The organism is Bradyrhizobium sp. WYCCWR 12699, assembly GCF_032144035.1.
Classification (GTDB): domain Bacteria; phylum Pseudomonadota; class Alphaproteobacteria; order Rhizobiales; family Xanthobacteraceae; genus Bradyrhizobium.
In genome coordinates this window covers 492,501-509,023 of sequence record NZ_JAVTJN010000032.1, presented here as the reverse complement: position 1 = coordinate 509,023, position 16,523 = coordinate 492,501, and the positions used below count along the sequence as shown (strand labels likewise).

The 16,523-nt window shown below is 63.6% G+C and carries 9 protein-coding genes, 2 tRNA genes, 2 rRNA genes and 1 riboswitch (1 of these 14 only partly in view); of the genes, 8 read left to right on the top strand and 5 right to left on the bottom strand.

The window, feature by feature from the left end:
* Positions 1-17 precede the first annotated feature (17 nt).
* Positions 18-866 carry a chorismate mutase gene (locus tag RPS27_RS17225; protein WP_194405863.1) on the bottom strand — a complete coding sequence of 283 codons (849 nt, stop codon included), beginning with the start codon at positions 864-866 and terminating at the stop codon, positions 18-20.
* 157 nt (positions 867-1,023) lie between these two features.
* Positions 1,024-1,103: riboswitch (SAM riboswitch) on the top strand.
* Between the two features lie 90 nt (positions 1,104-1,193).
* Here RPS27_RS17225 and RPS27_RS17220 point away from each other — a divergent pair.
* Both RPS27_RS17220 and metW read left to right on the top strand, forming a co-directional pair.
* On the top strand, positions 1,194-2,390 hold the full coding sequence (locus RPS27_RS17220; RefSeq protein WP_212065906.1) for a homoserine O-acetyltransferase: 1,197 nt from the start codon (positions 1,194-1,196) through the stop codon (positions 2,388-2,390).
* Position 2,391: 1 nt separating this feature from the next.
* A complete protein-coding gene (gene metW, locus RPS27_RS17215; RefSeq protein WP_194405865.1) occupies positions 2,392-3,054 on the top strand; it encodes a methionine biosynthesis protein MetW in 663 nt (220 codons plus the stop codon).
* A gap of 129 nt (positions 3,055-3,183) precedes the next feature.
* Here the strand turns inward: metW and RPS27_RS17210 are convergent, their stop codons facing one another.
* A complete protein-coding gene (locus RPS27_RS17210) occupies positions 3,184-4,047 on the bottom strand; it encodes an alpha/beta fold hydrolase (protein WP_211418675.1) in 864 nt (287 codons plus the stop codon).
* A 216-nt stretch (positions 4,048-4,263) separates the two neighbouring features.
* Between RPS27_RS17210 and RPS27_RS17205 the strand changes: the two genes are divergently transcribed.
* Positions 4,264-5,016, top strand: a complete 753-nt coding sequence (locus RPS27_RS17205; RefSeq protein ID WP_194405867.1) for a TIGR02594 family protein — start codon at positions 4,264-4,266, stop codon at positions 5,014-5,016.
* A gap of 137 nt (positions 5,017-5,153) precedes the next feature.
* Here the strand turns inward: RPS27_RS17205 and RPS27_RS17200 are convergent, their stop codons facing one another.
* A complete protein-coding gene (locus tag RPS27_RS17200) occupies positions 5,154-5,957 on the bottom strand; it encodes an MOSC domain-containing protein (protein WP_212065907.1) in 804 nt (267 codons plus the stop codon).
* Between the two features lie 239 nt (positions 5,958-6,196).
* Between RPS27_RS17200 and clpB the strand changes: the two genes are divergently transcribed.
* Positions 6,197-8,836, top strand: coding sequence for an ATP-dependent chaperone ClpB (gene clpB, locus RPS27_RS17195; protein WP_212065908.1), 2,640 nt, complete (start codon positions 6,197-6,199; stop codon positions 8,834-8,836).
* Positions 8,837-9,129: 293 nt separating this feature from the next.
* On the opposite strand, the gene RPS27_RS17190 is transcribed toward clpB, so the two are convergent.
* Positions 9,130-10,749, bottom strand: coding sequence for a hypothetical protein (locus tag RPS27_RS17190; RefSeq protein ID WP_212065909.1), 1,620 nt, complete (start codon positions 10,747-10,749; stop codon positions 9,130-9,132).
* Positions 10,750-10,932: 183 nt separating this feature from the next.
* The gene (locus tag RPS27_RS17185) at positions 10,933-12,996 is read right to left on the bottom strand and encodes a M23 family metallopeptidase (RefSeq protein ID WP_194405871.1); all 2,064 of its coding nucleotides are present in this window, start codon (positions 12,994-12,996) and stop codon (positions 10,933-10,935) included.
* 1,115 nt (positions 12,997-14,111) lie between these two features.
* Here RPS27_RS17185 and RPS27_RS17180 point away from each other — a divergent pair.
* The 4 genes from RPS27_RS17180 to RPS27_RS17165 form a co-directional block, all read left to right on the top strand.
* Positions 14,112-15,600, top strand: a 16S ribosomal RNA gene (locus tag RPS27_RS17180).
* A gap of 188 nt (positions 15,601-15,788) precedes the next feature.
* Positions 15,789-15,865: transfer RNA gene (locus RPS27_RS17175), tRNA-Ile, on the top strand.
* 33 nt (positions 15,866-15,898) lie between these two features.
* Positions 15,899-15,974: transfer RNA gene (locus RPS27_RS17170), tRNA-Ala, on the top strand.
* Positions 15,975-16,360: 386 nt separating this feature from the next.
* Positions 16,361-16,523 (top strand): 23S ribosomal RNA (locus RPS27_RS17165) (it continues 2,683 nt past the right edge of the window).
* The 16S and 23S rRNA genes sit together here with 2 tRNA genes alongside, the layout of an rRNA operon.

Below are 16,523 nucleotides of genomic sequence, written 5' to 3'. Positions count from 1 at the left end.
CGGGGCGGGCGCGCGGTTTACGATTTCGCCCCGGTCGGGGGCACCGTATAGCGCGTTGCGTGGCTGCCGACGAGGGCCACAGAGCGCACCGAGGCCCCCGCCTCGATCAGGGCAGCCCTGATTTTGTCGATGCTGGTCGCGCTCGTGACCGAGACCAGGAGCGCCGCGCCGTCGAAGGCGGTGTCGGGCACCGCCACGATCTCGGCGAGCGGCGATAGCGCGCGCGCGACCTCCGCGTTCCAGCCGGACACGCGGACACTGAAGGTCTCGACCTCGGTTACCAGGGCGCTGTCGGCGACGCGCGAGATCGCGAAGACCGGCAATGCGGCCGGATGGTCGGCACGCTCGATGAAGGGCATCCGCGCGATGATCTTCGGCGCGCCGTCCGCTTCCAGCTCCAGCCACCACGGCGTGCGGCTCGAGGTTGCCGAGACCATTGCCAAATCGCCCTTGGATTTCGCCACCGCCTCGACCGCGGCCTGCGCGCTGAAATGGGCGACGTAAGGCACCGTGAAGCCGAAATTAAAGCGCACGGAATCGCGCATCGCCGCCTCGCTGGCCGAGATGTCGGCATGCACGGAGAACGGCGCCTGCACATAGGTGAAGGTCGAGATGATGACGCGCCAGATGCTCTCGACCGTGTCGAGCGGCAGGATGCCGCGATGGCGCTGCACGAGCTCGCGCATCATGGATGCCTCGCGCGCCGGGCGGAACGCCGAGCCGACCTCCTGGGTCTGCTTGACCTGGATCAGGCGGTCGATGATGTCGCCGCGCTGCATCAGCAGGCGGTGCATGCCCTCGTCGATCGCGTCGATCTCCTTGCGCAGTTCCTGCAGCGATGGTGGCGCGGGCGGACGTTGGGACATGTCTGGCTGTCGATCGTTCCGATGGGGGAATGCCCTGATTAGGCAGTCGGAGCGGCGAAAGCAAAGAGAAATGACGTCCTTTTCGTCCCGCGCGACAGAGGCGAATTGCACCGATCCGGGCCGCGACTTGACGAAAACCGCCCAAGACGGTAGTTTTTATCCGTTCCGTGGTCATTTGAGCCGGCCGGCTTGCAGCCACGTTAAAAAACTCGCTAAACAGGCCGGGGACGCTTCCGATCCCGGCCGAACCTATCGTTCAGGCCGGGTTTTTCATGGCCTGATGCAAGTGGCGATCAAGGTTTGATCGAGAACGAGGTCGATGGTCAGATGGGTGGCGTCAAGTCGATACCGAGTCCTGCGATCAGCGCCGACGAGCGGTCGCACGAGGTGGATCATCCGAGTTCGCAGGTCGCGCATTTCGGCGCCGAGCAGCCGCTGCGGCTCGATTGCGGAGTCGATCTCACCCCGTTCCAGATCGCCTATCAGACCTATGGCGAGCTCAACGCAGATCGCTCCAACGCAATTCTGATCTGCCATGCGCTGACCGGCGATCAGCATGTCGCCAATGTGCATCCCGTCACCGGCAAGCCCGGCTGGTGGGAGACGCTGGTCGGCCCCGGCCGCCCGATCGATCCCAAGCACTACTTCATCATCTGCTCCAACGTGATCGGCGGCTGCATGGGCTCGACCGGGCCGGCGTCGATCAATCCCGCCACCGGCAAGGTCTGGGGTCTCGAGTTTCCCGTCATCACGATTCCGGACATGGTGCGCGCGCAGGCGATGCTGATCGACCGGCTCGGCATCGACACGCTGTTTGCGGTGGTCGGCGGCTCGATGGGCGGCATGCAGGTGCTGCAATGGACGGCGGCGTATCCCGCCCGCGTGTTCTCCGCGCTGGCGATCGCCTGCGCGACGCGGCACTCGGCGCAGAACATCGCCTTCCACGAGCTCGGCCGCCAGGCCGTGATGGCCGATCCCGATTGGCACGGCGGCGGCTATGCCGATCACGGCATCCATCCGCATCGCGGGCTCGCGGTGGCGCGCATGGCGGCGCACATCACCTATCTCTCGGACGCGGCGCTGCATCGCAAGTTCGGCCGGCGCATGCAGGACCGCGAGCTGCCGACCTTCTCGTTCGACGCCGACTTCCAGGTCGAGTCCTACCTGCGCTACCAGGGCTCTTCTTTCGTCGAGCGCTTCGATGCCAATGCCTATCTCTATCTGACCCGCGCGATGGACTATTTCGACATCGCCGCCGACCATGGCGGCGTGCTCGCAAAGGCGTTCGCGGATATCAAGACGCGCTTCTGCGTCGTCTCCTTCACCAGCGACTGGCTGTTTCCGACCTCGGAATCGCGCGCGCTGGTGCATGCGCTGAACGCGTCGAGCGCGCGGGTGTCGTTCGCCGAGATCGAGACCGATCGCGGTCACGACGCCTTCCTGCTCGACGTTCCCGAATTCTTCGACATCTCCCGCGCCTTCCTGCAATCGGCAGGCAAGGCCCGCGGGCTGAAGGATAGCTAGCATGTCTGCGCAGGACGTATTGCCGCTGGGCGGCGTTGCGACCGGACGGTCCGGTGATTTTCGCGCCGATCATCGGCTGGTGGCCGAAATGGTGAAGCCGGGCTCGAAGGTGCTCGACGTCGGTTGCGGCGAGGGCGACCTGCTTCAGCTCCTGGAGACCCGCGGCATCGACGGCCGCGGCATCGAGCTGTCGCGCGAGGGCGTCAACCGCTGCGTCGCCAAGGGCCTTGCGGTGGTGCAGGGCGATGCCGACACCGATCTCGTCAATTATCCCGATGACGCTTTCGACTACGTGATCCTGTCGCAGACGCTGCAGGCGACGCGGCAGCCGCGGGTGGTGCTGGAGAATCTGCTGCGTATCGGCCGCCGCGCCATCGTGTCGTTCCCGAATTTCGGCTTCTGGAAGATGCGGCTCCAGCTCCTGATCGGCGGCCACATGCCGCGCACCGAGAATTTGCCGGCGACCTGGTACGACACCGCCAACATCCATTTCTGCACCATCAAGGATTTCGTCGAGCTCTGCGACGAGATCAACGTCAAGATGGAGCGTTCGGTGGCGCTCGATCTCTACGGCCGTCCGGTGCCGTTGAACCTGCCCTGGTGGGTGTGGAACATGTTCGGCGAGCAGGGCGTGTTTCTGCTGAGCCGCGGCGGGGGGAAGTAGTCTCATTCCGGGGCGATGCGAAGCATCGAGCTCGGATGCGCAATTGCGCATCCGAGGATCCATCGTGCAACACTGCCCGCAGCCCGATGGAGTCCGGGCCAGCGCCTCCGGCGCATTCCGGAATGACAGCTAGTGTGGGGCCAGCGACCTCGGATCGCGTACCGGCCAGCGTCCCGCTTCCACCAGCGTCACGAACCGTGCCACCGTCTCGTTGAACAGCGCGGGCTCTTCGAGATTGAGCACGTGGCCGGACTTCGGAAACATCGCGAGCCCCGCCGCGGGAAGGTGCTTCTTCAGGAACAGGCTCGCCCCCACGCACGGTTCGTCCTCATCACCGCAGATGATCAGTGCCGGCGTCGCGGCGGCGCGGATCGCGTCCGTCATCGTAAAGATCGAGGGGCGGCCGCCCTGGAAGCCGCGCATCGTGCGCGCCGAGCCTTTGGCGTCGTGCCGTGCCAGCGCGGCGTAGAAATCGGCGTGGCCGCGCGGATCCTTCACCAGGAAGGGAATCCGGCTCGGCGCCTCGCGCGTGACTTTTGCCACTTCCACCGATCCCAGCGTCTCGAACTGCTCGGCATTGGCGCGGCACTGCTTGCGCCACGCCTCCAAATTCTCGAGCTCCGAACCCGAGCCGACGCCGGCCAGCGTCATCGAGAGCGCGCGCTGTGGCGCGTTCAATCCGATCTGCAGTGACGAGTAGGCGCCCATCGACAGACCGACGAGATGCGCGCGATCGATCTTGAGATGATCGAGCACCGCGAGCGCGTCGCTGTAGAAATGCGTGTAGCTGTAGACCTCGCCCTCGGGCACGTCCGACGGCGTGTAACCGCGTGCCGAATAGGTGATGCAGCGGTGGCCGCGCGAGAAGTAACGCATCTGCGGCTCCCAATTGGTGTAGTCGGCCGCGAACTCGTGCAGAAAAATGATCGGCGTTCCCTGACCCGCCTCTTCGAAATAGATGCGGACGTTGTCCCTGGTCGTGGCGTGGGGCATTAACCGTTTCCCTCTCTTCAAGCCGCCTTTGCAGGATCGCAGTTAATGCTGTTGTCCGCAATGCGGCAGCATTGGGCCAGTGCCAGCGCAAAATCATCGCAGCTATTCGCAGGCTATTGGCGTCTTTTTCTCGCCACATCCGGCGGCTTAACGGCCAGACGGATGTCGGCTCTTGCACGGGCCGATGGGAAGTGGGGTGTCAACGAAGGATGAAGAATGTTTGAGTTGCTTGCGTCTCGCCTGTCGCGTTGTGTTGTCGCGCTGGCGATCTTCTCCGCGGCATTTGCCGCATTCGCTTCTCCGGCTTCAGCGCGGCCGCATCATCGTCATAGCGCAGAGCGGCACGCTTACGTGCACCACGCCAGACATCATCATTACCGCCACCATGCACGCAGCTCGCGCTTCGAGCGCAGCGCGGCGCAGTTGCAGGCGAGCGGGTTCGGCGGCACTTTTGCCAGCTATGATCCGAACACCAATAGCCCCGGCGTTGCCATGAGCGGCAATGGTGGAACGATCATCACCGGCGGCGGTCGAATGATCACGCGCGCAAGCCGTCGCGCGGCGATGAGCGCGAACGGCGGCATGGCGAATGACGCCACGAGCAGCGGTGGCTTTGGCGGCGGATCGGGCCTCGTCTCCGAGGCGCGGCGCTACATCGGCGGCAATCCGACCGGGCGCGGCAGGCTGTGGTGCGCGCGCTTCATGAACATGGTGCTGGAGCATACCGGCCATAAGGGCTCAGGCTCCGACATGGCGAGCTCGTTCGCCCGCTATGGCACGCGCGTCTCCGGTCCGCAGGTCGGCGCCATCGCGGTGATGTCGCGCGGCGGCCGTGGCGGCCATGTCGGCATCATCACCGGCGTCGACGCGCAGGGCAATCCGATCATGATCTCCGGCAACAACGGCAACCGCGTCCGTGAGGCGCCGGTCTCGCGCGGCAAGATCTATGCGTATGTGATGCCGAATTGAGAAGGTGCCGTAGGGTGGATTAGCGAAGCGTAATCCACCAACTTCGTTCGGTGATCGACGAAGCATGGTGGATTACGCTAAGCGACTGCACTTCGCGCAGCCGCTCAGCTAATCCACCCTACGGCCGCGGCGTTAGCTCACAGCAGCTTCGGCTCTTCCACCGCGACCGCGTCGCCGATACCGATCTCCCCGCCTTCGATCACCTCGGCATAGATGCCGCAGTCCATGTGGCCGAGATGGCGCGAGAGCGTGGGCGGGATCTCGAGATCGCGCTTGGCCGTCACCGGATCCACATTGGTGGCGGGGCAGCGGACGATGCGTTTGACCACCTTCAGCCGCGCCTGTCCGATCGCGAGCGTCTGGCCGACGAGGTCGAGCTCCGACCAGGCCGGCCAGCCCTTGACGTAAAGATTGGCGCGGAAGCGCAAGGGGTGCACGGCAGCGCCGCCCAGCATGGCCTCGATGGCGCGGACGCTGCCGAGGTTGATGATGGAGACCACCTTGCGGGCGACGTCGGAGAAGCTGTGGTCGCGACCGGACAGCAGCTTCGGCGGGCCCTTCAGCTCCGGCTGAAAATTCTCTGCGAAATAGCGCTCGATCGCGGCACGCCCGGCGGCCGTCTCGAGGTCCCCGCTGGCGACGATCTGGCCGTCCTTGCGGATCGTCAGCACGTTGGTGGCGTCGTCGAAGCGGCTGTCGAGCTGCGCCAGCCGCTCATTGCGCGCGAGCATCAGGAACTGGATCTTCGGCTTCCACTCGGGCTGCTCGGGATTAAAGCCGCTCGGGCCGTTCTCGATGGCGTAGCGCCGGTCGGCGGGCAGGGTCTGGCCTGTCCGCAAGGGGGCGCGGCGCAGGGGCTCCGGCGTAAGGCCCTTGATGGGGTAGCGGTAGAGGCCGGTGATCTCGGCGGTCTGGCTGGCTGACTTTGCGACAGGGGTCATGCCGTTACTTAAGGGATTCGCCCTGTCCCCGCCAAGCCGCCGCTCCAGCGCACGAAATTGTGAAGGCGCCTCTTTCGCACCCGCAACCTGCTTCCCACATCTGCCTCAGGCCGGCGGCAACGTCGGTCAATGACGACCGTTACCGGTTGAGCAACGTCAATGCGGTAATCGGAAACCCAATGAAGATGCCGTTTGGGGTGCCTTAGAGGGCCCCGAGGGCAGGCCGAGGGACAGAAAAGATGAATATTGAGAAATATACCGAACGCTCCAGGGGCTTCATCCAGTCCGCGCAGTCGCTCGCGATGCGCGAGGGGCACCAGCAGTTCTCCACCCTGCATGTGCTGAAGGTCCTCTTGGACGACAATGAAGGGCTGGCTTCCGGCCTGATCGACCGCGCTGGCGGCAATTCCCGTGCAATTCTCAAGGCGACCGAGGAGGCTCTGAACAAGGTGCCGAAGGTCTCCGGCGGCGGCGCCGGCCAGATCTATCTGGCGCCCGAGCTCGCTCGCACCTTCGACGCGGCTGAGAAGGCCGGCGAGAAGGCCGGCGACAGCTTCGTCACCGTCGAGCGGCTGCTGCTCGGGCTCACGCTGGAGAAGACCAGCGAGGCCGGCACGATCCTGAACAAGGGCGGCGTCACCCCGCAAAACCTCAACGCCGCGGTCGAGGCGCTGCGCAAGGGCCGCACCGCGGACTCGGCGACTGCCGAGAACGCCTATGATGCCCTGAAGAAATATGCCCGCGACCTGACCCAGGCGGCGCGCGACGGCAAGCTCGATCCGGTCATCGGCCGTGACGAGGAGATCCGTCGCACGATTCAAGTGCTCTCGCGCCGGACCAAGAACAATCCCGTCCTGATCGGCGAGCCCGGCGTCGGCAAGACGGCCATCGCGGAAGGCCTTGCGCTGCGCATCGTCAATGGCGACGTGCCGGAGAGCCTGAAGGACAAGAAGCTCCTGTCGCTCGATCTCGGCTCGCTGATCGCCGGCGCGAAGTATCGCGGCGAGTTCGAGGAACGGCTGAAGGCCGTGCTCCAGGAGGTCACCGGCAGCGAGGGCAACTTCATCCTGTTCATCGACGAGATGCACACGCTGATCGGCGCGGGCAAGGGCGACGGCGCGATGGACGCCTCCAACCTGCTCAAGCCGGCGCTCGCCCGCGGCGAGCTGCACTGCATCGGCGCGACCACGCTCGACGAATACCAGAAGCACGTCGAGAAGGACGCCGCGCTGGCGCGGCGCTTCCAGCCGATCTTCGTCAGCGAGCCCTCGGTCGAGGACACCATCTCGATCCTGCGTGGCCTCAAGGACAAGTACGAGCAGCATCACGGCGTGCGGATCACCGATTCCGCGCTCGTGGCGGCGACGACGCTGTCCAACCGCTACATCACCGACCGCTTCCTGCCCGACAAGGCGATCGACCTGATGGACGAAGCTGCGGCCCGGCTGAAGATGCAGGTCGATTCCAAGCCGGAAGAGCTGGATTCGCTCGACCGCGAGATCATCCGGCTCAAGATCGAGCAGGAAGCGTTGAAGAAGGAAAGCGATCTCGGCTCCAAGTCCCGGCTCCAGACGCTGGAAAAGGACCTTGCCGAGCTCGAGGAGAAGTCGGCGGCGCTGACGGCGCGCTGGAGCGCGGAGAAGAACAAGCTCTCCGATGCCCAGAAGCTGAAGGCGGAGCTCGACGGTTTGCGGGTGGAGCTCGCCAATGCGCAGCGGCGCGGCGAATTTCAGAAGGCCGGCGAGCTCGCCTATGGCCGGATCCCGCAGCTCGAGAAGCAGCTGGCCGATATCGAGGCGAAAGAGAACTCAGGCGAGATGATGGAGGAGGCGGTCACCGCCAACCACATCGCGCAGGTGGTCTCGCGCTGGACCGGCGTGCCCGTCGACAAGATGCTGGAAGGCGAGAAGGAGAAGCTCCTGAAGATGGAGGAGCAGCTGGGACAACGTGTCGTCGGCCAGGCCGAGGCCGTGCGTGCGGTCGCAACCGCCGTGCGCCGTTCGCGCGCCGGCCTGCAGGACCCGAATCGTCCCACCGGCTCGTTCATGTTCCTGGGGCCGACCGGCGTCGGCAAGACCGAGCTGACCAAGGCCTTGGCGGAGTACCTGTTCAACGACGAGACCGCGATGGTTCGCCTCGACATGTCCGAATACATGGAGAAGCACTCGGTCTCGCGGCTGATCGGCGCACCTCCGGGCTATGTCGGCTATGACGAGGGTGGCGCGCTCACCGAGGCGGTGCGGCGCCGGCCTTACCAGGTCGTGCTGTTCGACGAGATCGAGAAGGCGCATCCTGACGTCTTCAACGTCCTGTTGCAGGTGCTCGACGACGGCCGCCTGACCGACGGCCAGGGCCGCACCGTCGACTTCCGCAACACGCTGATCATCATGACCTCGAACCTCGGTTCGGAATTCCTGGTGAACCAGCCGGAGGGCGAGGACACCTCGGCCGTGCGCGAGCAGGTGATGGGAATGGTGCGCGGGCATTTCCGCCCCGAATTCCTCAACCGCGTCGACGAGATCATCCTGTTCCATCGCCTGCAGCGCAGCGAGATGGGCCGGATCGTCGAGATCCAGTTCGCGCGGCTGCAGAAGCTCCTGACCGATCGCAAGATCGTGCTGACCCTCGACGCTGCCGGCCGCGACTGGCTCGCCGCCAAGGGCTGGGATCCCGCCTACGGCGCAAGGCCGCTGAAGCGCGTGATCCAGCGTCACCTCCAGGACCCGCTCGCCGAGATGATCCTGGCCGGCGACGTCAGGGACGGCGATGCCGTTGCGATCTCCTCCGAAGGCAACGTGCTGACCTTCAACGGCAAGGCACCGCAGACCGCCGAGATTGCGCAGTTCGAGGCGCCGGTGGCGAAACGCAAGTTGAACTGAATGCGGGTGTTCGAAGCCTGAAACGACAAACCGCCCCGGAGAGGTCAGCCTCTCCGGGGCGGTTTTTTGCAGGGCCGTTCGGCAGGCTCACTGCACGGGCCGGAGCCCGCGCAGCGCGTGCTGTCGCCCGCATGGGGTGTTGACGTTGATCTCGCGCCACACGTCGGTAGCTGGTTTACCCGTGGACACGATACGCCTCCGCTGGCCCGAGGCACCTTCGCGGACCTGCGGTTGCTGGGCCTTGTATCGCGCCACGACGCGCGGCCCCGCCGGCAGGCGGGAACGCGCCGAGGCTATTTCTTGGCCACCTTGTAGATCGCGTTCTCGACGTCCGACGAGAAGTAGACCACCCCCGTCGCCCCGACGGCCACGCCCGTCGGAATGTTCGTCGGCAATCCACCCGGCGCGCCCGGCAGCCCGATCGGCAGATTGTCCGCGATCTCCGTCACCTTGCCGCTCTCCGGCGCGATCGCGATCAGTCGTTTGGCGCCGGCTTCCGCGACGATCAGCGTGCCGTCGCTGCCGCGCGCGATTCCTTCAGGCATCTTCAGCTCCTTGGCGAGCACTGTCTTTTCGCCGTTGCCGTCGATCCGGGACACGGTGCCTGCAAAGGCCTCGGTGACGTAGACCTCGTCGGTCTTGCCACGGACGAGCCCGACCGGGCCTTCGAGGTCGCCAATCAGCGTGGTGCGGTCCTTGCCGTGCTCGCCGCTCACCTTGACCAGCGATTTGGTGCCGAGCTCGGCGACCAGGATGCTGCCGTCGGCGAGCACGATCGCGTCGTGCGGCGCCTTGAAGCCGTGCAGCATGTCACGCGTCGCGCCGGTCTTGCCGTCGATCACCTGCACGGTGCCGGTGAACCAGCTCGACAGCACCACGTCGTTGCCCTGCGCCGTCGCGCTCATCGGATATTCGAGCGTGGTGCCGGCGGCGTGCATGCGCGCTTTCTCGGTGACCTCGCCGGTCGCGCCGTCTACCGTGCGGTAGGCGAACACGTCGGCGACGTGGATCGTATCCTTGCCGTTCTCGCTAGTGACGCCGATGCCGCCGGGCAGCGCGAGCTTGCCGATGATGATCTGCTTGGTCTGGCCGGTCGCGGGATCGACCTCCTGAATCCCGTTGTCGGCCATGTTGGAGACGTAGATGCGGTCCTTGTCGTCGATCGCGAGATTGTCCAGCGACGGCTTGAGCTGCGCGACCATGGTCTTGGCGCCCGATTTGGGATCGACCCGGACGAGCTGGCCGAGCGCGGTGTCGACGACCCAGAGATTGCCCTTGGAATCGAAGTTCACTGCGGCCGGGACCTTGAAGCCCTCGGCAACGACGGTCAGCTCGGCCTTGTCGACGTCGACCTTGGCGACCTGGCCCTTGAACCAGAGCGGACCGTAGAGCTTGTCGTCGGGACCGAACTCGAAGCCGTTGAGGCCGCCCATCTTCTCCATGATCTGACGCGGCGGCTTGGTGCCCTCGACGTCGATCTCGTAGAGCGTGTCGCCGAGGAAGACGGTGGTGGCATAAAGCCTGCCGTCCTTGCGGAAAGCGAGCGAGTTGATGCCGGGAAGGCCGCTCGCGAGCTTCTTAATCGGGCCGTCGCCCTTGCGCGAATAGAGATCGCCGGTCAAAAATCCGGTCCAGGCCATGGTGCCGTCAGGCGCGAACGCGATGTCGTCGGCCATGCCCACCGGGGAAGGGATTGCAACCTTGGCGGTACCGCCGGAGATGTCGACCTCGTAGAGCGCCGCGCCGGCGACGCTGCCGGCAAACAGATGGCCGGCCTTGTCGACACCGAGCCCGTGCACGCCATGGAATGCCGAGCCGGGAACGAGTTTTGTCACTTCCCAACCGTCGGCTGACGCGCTCGACGCGGTGAAAAACGCAGCGACGAAGGCTGCGCAGGCGAGCCTGTTCTTCATGGCGAGACCTCCCGTTTTTTGGAAAGTATTCGCTCCTCACGGCGCTTTGGCAAACGAAACTTGACGTTGTGACGTCGCGTAGTAGCCTTGCGCGATCAACGCAGAGTCGTGTCGTGTTTGGAGATGTCCGGCCGATGTCGGCGGGCTGCCGGCTTACCGGTTAGCGGCTTACCGGTTAGTGGCTTACCGGTTAGTGACTTGCAGCGGGCCGCCGGTGGCGTCCGACATGCGGGCGATGGCCCCGCCGCGGCCGCTCATCATGCCCTCGAGCCGGTCGCGCTCCTTCTCGAAGCTTGCGAGCATCGGGCCTTCGAGCGACCGGCCGCGTGGCAGCTTCACACGCATCGGATCGACGAAGCGGTTGTTGACCAGGATCTCGTAGTGGACGTGCGGGCCGGTCGACTGGCCGGTCGAGCCGACGAAGCCGATCACCTGGCCCTGACGCACCTTCTTGCCGGCTTCCATGCCCTTGGCGAAGGCCGACATGTGACCGTAGGCGGTCTCGTAGCCGTTGGAATGCTTGATGCGGATATACTTGCCGTAGCCGCCCTCGGGGCCGGCCTTCTCGATCACGCCGTTGCCGGAGGCGAAGATCGGCGTGCCGTAGGCGGTGGCCCAGTCGACGCCGGTGTGCATCTTCACATAGCCGAGGATCGGGTGGCGGCGGCCGCCGAAGCCGGAGCGCATGATGGCGTTGTTGACCGGCTTTCTGACCAGGAACTTCTTCGCGCTCTTGCCGGTCTCGTCATAGTAGTCGACGACGCCGTCGTCGGGGCTCTGGTAGCGGTAGTATTTCTTGGTCTCGCCGCCGACGGTGAGGGAGGCGAACAGCACGTCGTTCTTTTCGCTCGACGCCACGCCCTCGTCTTCGCCGGCATAGAACACGTCGAAGGAATCGCCCGGCTGCACCTTGCGCTGGAAATCGACGTCGTAGGAGTAGATCTTGATCATGTCCTCGATGACAGGCATCGGGACCTTGTTGCGCATCGCGGTCTCGTAGATGCTCTGGTACAGCCGCACGCCGGAGCCGTCATCGTCGTCATCGTCGTCGCTGTTGGCGCTGGCCGCGGCGTCCGCGACGGTGTTCATGCTGGAGACGTCGACCGCGACGTATTTGCCGAGATCGGACAGCGCCGCGATCGCCTCGACCATGGTCTCGTTTGCAACCACGACGCGATAGGGCTGCAGGCGGGCGCCGGGGCTTGCGGGCGCCATCAGGATGCGGAGCTTCTCGCCTTCCTTGAGGCCGCCGTCGCGGCCGCGGGGCCCGAGCGTCGCGGTGATCGCCTTGATCTCGTCGGCGGTCGCGCCGAGATCGCGCAGCACGCCAGCGACGCTGTCGCCCTTCTTGACCAGATGGACGCGTTCGCCGTTGGGATTGCCGCCGGTGATCTGCTCCTTGGTCTTGGGCAGCAGCGTGACGTTTTCCGGCACCACGCGCGTCTCGAAGCCGGCATAGGGATCGGACGGCGAGGCCTCGGCGGCGTAGGCAGTCCTGATGTCTGAGGGGCCGGTCGCGCCGGAGATGTCGGCGGCGGCGTTGGCGAGCGAGGCGTAGCGCACCCCGCCATTGCCGCGCCAATTGGCGGCGTCGCGCACCCGCATCAGGATGTCGTCGAGCGCCACCACGGCGGAAATCTTCGCCTTCGGCAGCACCGGCGACAGGTCCTTGGTGACGAAGGAGACCTCCGCGTCGGGCTCGACGGCTTCCGGATTGTTGGGGTCTTCCGCGGCCGTCTTCGGATCGGAGCCGACATCGGTGAGTAGGCGCTGGGCGTTGAACGGCGGAATCTTCGCCGACAGATCGCTCGTCGTCATCGACAGATTGCCGGCGATCCGGACGAAGGGGCGCACCCGCATCACGTCGCGGTTGCCGACGCGGGCGACCGTGGAGACGCGCACGATGTTGCGCGACGCCGTGGATTCGCTCGGCGGCGGCAGGCGGTCGCTCTTGTGCAGCGTGGCGGCGCGATCGGCTGCGCCGAAGGCCCCGCGCAGCGCGCCCTCGACCCGCTCCGGCACCTTGGCGAAGGTCATTTCGCCATCGAGCGATGCGAAAACGGCGCCGCCGATCAAGGCTGCGCCGCAGAGTCCGGTCAGAATCGTGCCGCTGAACCATTGCACCGAGACGCGGCGGCGGTCGATCACGGCGGCTTCCGAACCGTCGACGGACAGCGGCGGCTCGTGGCCGAGATCGATGATCCCGGTCTCACGCCCGTAAGCGCCGCGTGACGTCCTGTGGTTCACTCAAGTCCCCCAATCAACGACCCAAGAAGCCCGGTCCGAACCTTGTCCGTGTCGCCCTCTTGAAGGGGCATCGCCGGAAAAGGCAAGCCGCACAGGCGTTCGCGCTCAGAAGACCCCGAGAGGGGCCCGGCCGAAATTACGAACAGCTGGACGGAAAAAGCGCTCTCGATGTCTCTCGAATGTCCGGGGAAGGCCGCGTCATCTGCAAGATCGCCTTCCTCTGACCCCATGAAAACCGCCGGCAGCCCCCACTGGCACCCCCGCGATTCAAGCTTGTCTCTTATCAGAACGCCGCGGGATTGTGGCTCAAGTACGGCGCCTATCATGGAAAAAGTTTCCTGAATGACAGGCCGTAAAAGCCCGGTCTGAGGGGGGGAGCAAAGCTCGGCCCGGGCCGAGCGGCTGATCCAGCCGGGACTCTGGCCGGGGATTGCCGGGCCGCTTCTGGATCCGCCCCGCCAGGGTAAGGGGGCGCCAGGAGAGGGGGAGGCGAAGGGCCCCGGGAAGGGGGCCCTGGAGCGCCCTCCGGAGCCCGCCGGCGCGCAAACTTTTTTTCAGATTTTTTGCGGCGCGGGCGCCGACGCCGCGTCCCGCGCCTCACTAATAGGCTGGAATTGCTGGAATTTTCGCGACGATCCACTGTGCGACGTTTTGTTGACGATTGGCGTTGACAGCCCGGAAGGTGGGGCCTATAACCCCAACCACTGAGCGCGGCGCCGCCGGGTCACTGACCAAGGCGAGCGAACGCGCCACTGATGCTCCTCACTTTGTTGAGTGACACAACAGCCGACACAAGTCGGTTGGAGTTCATTCATCGTCGGTAAGGGTGTCGGTACCCTTCCTGAGGGAAGGTTGAGGCCTCCACGGTCTCGGGCTGTTTGACAAGTGAAGATGAAGAAAGAGAAACGTGGACGGCGGAGTCCTTGCGGGTCTCGCATTTAGAAAGCTTCGGCTTTTTGGATCGGGACCGGACGAAAGACTTCGGCGGTACACGTTTTAAAGGAAACACCATCGTTGCCAGCGATGTGAATCGCGGGCAGCTCGGCGGCTTCGGTCGTCGGAAAAATGGTGGGACCTCGTCAAACGTTGTGATCAGCCGGTTCAAAGTTCAAGTCCAACTTGAGAGTTTGATCCTGGCTCAGAGCGAACGCTGGCGGCAGGCTTAACACATGCAAGTCGAGCGGGCGTAGCAATACGTCAGCGGCAGACGGGTGAGTAACGCGTGGGAACGTACCTTTTGGTTCGGAACAACACAGGGAAACTTGTGCTAATACCGGATAAGCCCTTACGGGGAAAGATTTATCGCCGAAAGATCGGCCCGCGTCTGATTAGCTAGTTGGTAGGGTAATGGCCTACCAAGGCGACGATCAGTAGCTGGTCTGAGAGGATGATCAGCCACATTGGGACTGAGACACGGCCCAAACTCCTACGGGAGGCAGCAGTGGGGAATATTGGACAATGGGGGCAACCCTGATCCAGCCATGCCGCGTGAGTGATGAAGGCCCTAGGGTTGTAAAGCTCTTTTGTGCGGGAAGATAATGACGGTACCGCAAGAATAAGCCCCGGCTAACTTCGTGCCAGCAGCCGCGGTAATACGAAGGGGGCTAGCGTTGCTCGGAATCACTGGGCGTAAAGGGTGCGTAGGCGGGTCTTTAAGTCAGGGGTGAAATCCTGGAGCTCAACTCCAGAACTGCCTTTGATACTGAAGATCTTGAGTTCGGGAGAGGTGAGTGGAACTGCGAGTGTAGAGGTGAAATTCGTAGATATTCGCAAGAACACCAGTGGCGAAGGCGGCTCACTGGCCCGATACTGACGCTGAGGCACGAAAGCGTGGGGAGCAAACAGGATTAGATACCCTGGTAGTCCACGCCGTAAACGATGAATGCCAGCCGTTAGTGGGTTTACTCACTAGTGGCGCAGCTAACGCTTTAAGCATTCCGCCTGGGGAGTACGGTCGCAAGATTAAAACTCAAAGGAATTGACGGGGGCCCGCACAAGCGGTGGAGCATGTGGTTTAATTCGACGCAACGCGCAGAACCTTACCAGCCCTTGACATGTCCAGGACCGGTCGCAGAGATGTGACCTTCTCTTCGGAGCCTGGAGCACAGGTGCTGCATGGCTGTCGTCAGCTCGTGTCGTGAGATGTTGGGTTAAGTCCCGCAACGAGCGCAACCCCCGTCCTTAGTTGCTACCATTTAGTTGAGCACTCTAAGGAGACTGCCGGTGATAAGCCGCGAGGAAGGTGGGGATGACGTCAAGTCCTCATGGCCCTTACGGGCTGGGCTACACACGTGCTACAATGGCGGTGACAATGGGATGCTAAGGGGCGACCCTTCGCAAATCTCAAAAAGCCGTCTCAGTTCGGATTGGGCTCTGCAACTCGAGCCCATGAAGTTGGAATCGCTAGTAATCGTGGATCAGCACGCCACGGTGAATACGTTCCCGGGCCTTGTACACACCGCCCGTCACACCATGGGAGTTGGTTTTACCTGAAGACGGTGCGCTAACCCGCAAGGGAGGCAGCCGGCCACGGTAGGGTCAGCGACTGGGGTGAAGTCGTAACAAGGTAGCCGTAGGGGAACCTGCGGCTGGATCACCTCCTTTCTAAGGATGGTTCTTCAGAAGCTTGCTTCTATCGAACCGTTTTAGAAACATCAGTGGCCAACAGATCGCCAGATCGTTGAGCTGCATTGGCGGGATTTCGCCGTCTTCGTTTCTCTTTCTTCGCGGACGAACACGCGCTGGGGCTGCAAGTTTGCAGAATCCCTGGTCCTTAACAGGATATGCGTTAGGGGCTTGTAGCTCAGTTGGTTAGAGCGCGCGCTTGATAAGCGTGAGGTCGGAAGTTCAAGTCTTCCCAGGCCCACCACTTTCATCGAGTGAGCATTCGTCTTCTGGTTACGGGGCCATAGCTCAGCTGGGAGAGCGCGTGCTTTGCAAGCATGAGGTCGTCGGTTCGATCCCGTCTGGCTCCACCAGATGGTTTGATCACCGAGATCTTGTACCGTCGTCCGCGAAACATCACTTCGCACTTACTAGTCTGGATAGACAGTAAGCTGCGTGATTTCTGACATCGTAAAGAGGAGATCGATCCGAGTTGGATCGTGCGGCAAGCAATTGCCACGCGAGACTTCATTATCTCCGGATCATTTTCGGCGCTCGACGCTGACCGCAAGGTTGGCTGCGAGTTGTAAAATGATCCTTTTAGCGAAGCTTGACCGCCTCGCTATCGGAACGATCTTACGAAGCAAGCTGGTCTTTCTAGTCAATGTCCGGCTGTACGTAGCATTCATCGAGGGTGCGCGCCGCAAGGCAATCGTACAGACAACATTCTGCCGAGTGTGTGGACATTGATAATGAGAGCAATCAAGTGCCTTAAGGGTGTTCGGTGGATGCCTTGGCGCTGAGAGGCGATGAAGGACGTGCTACGCTGCGATAAGCCGTGGGGAGCTGCGAAGAAGCTTTGATCCGCGGATTTCCGAATGGGGAAACCCACCTTCGATAGCCGGAACTCCAAGACCTTGTGT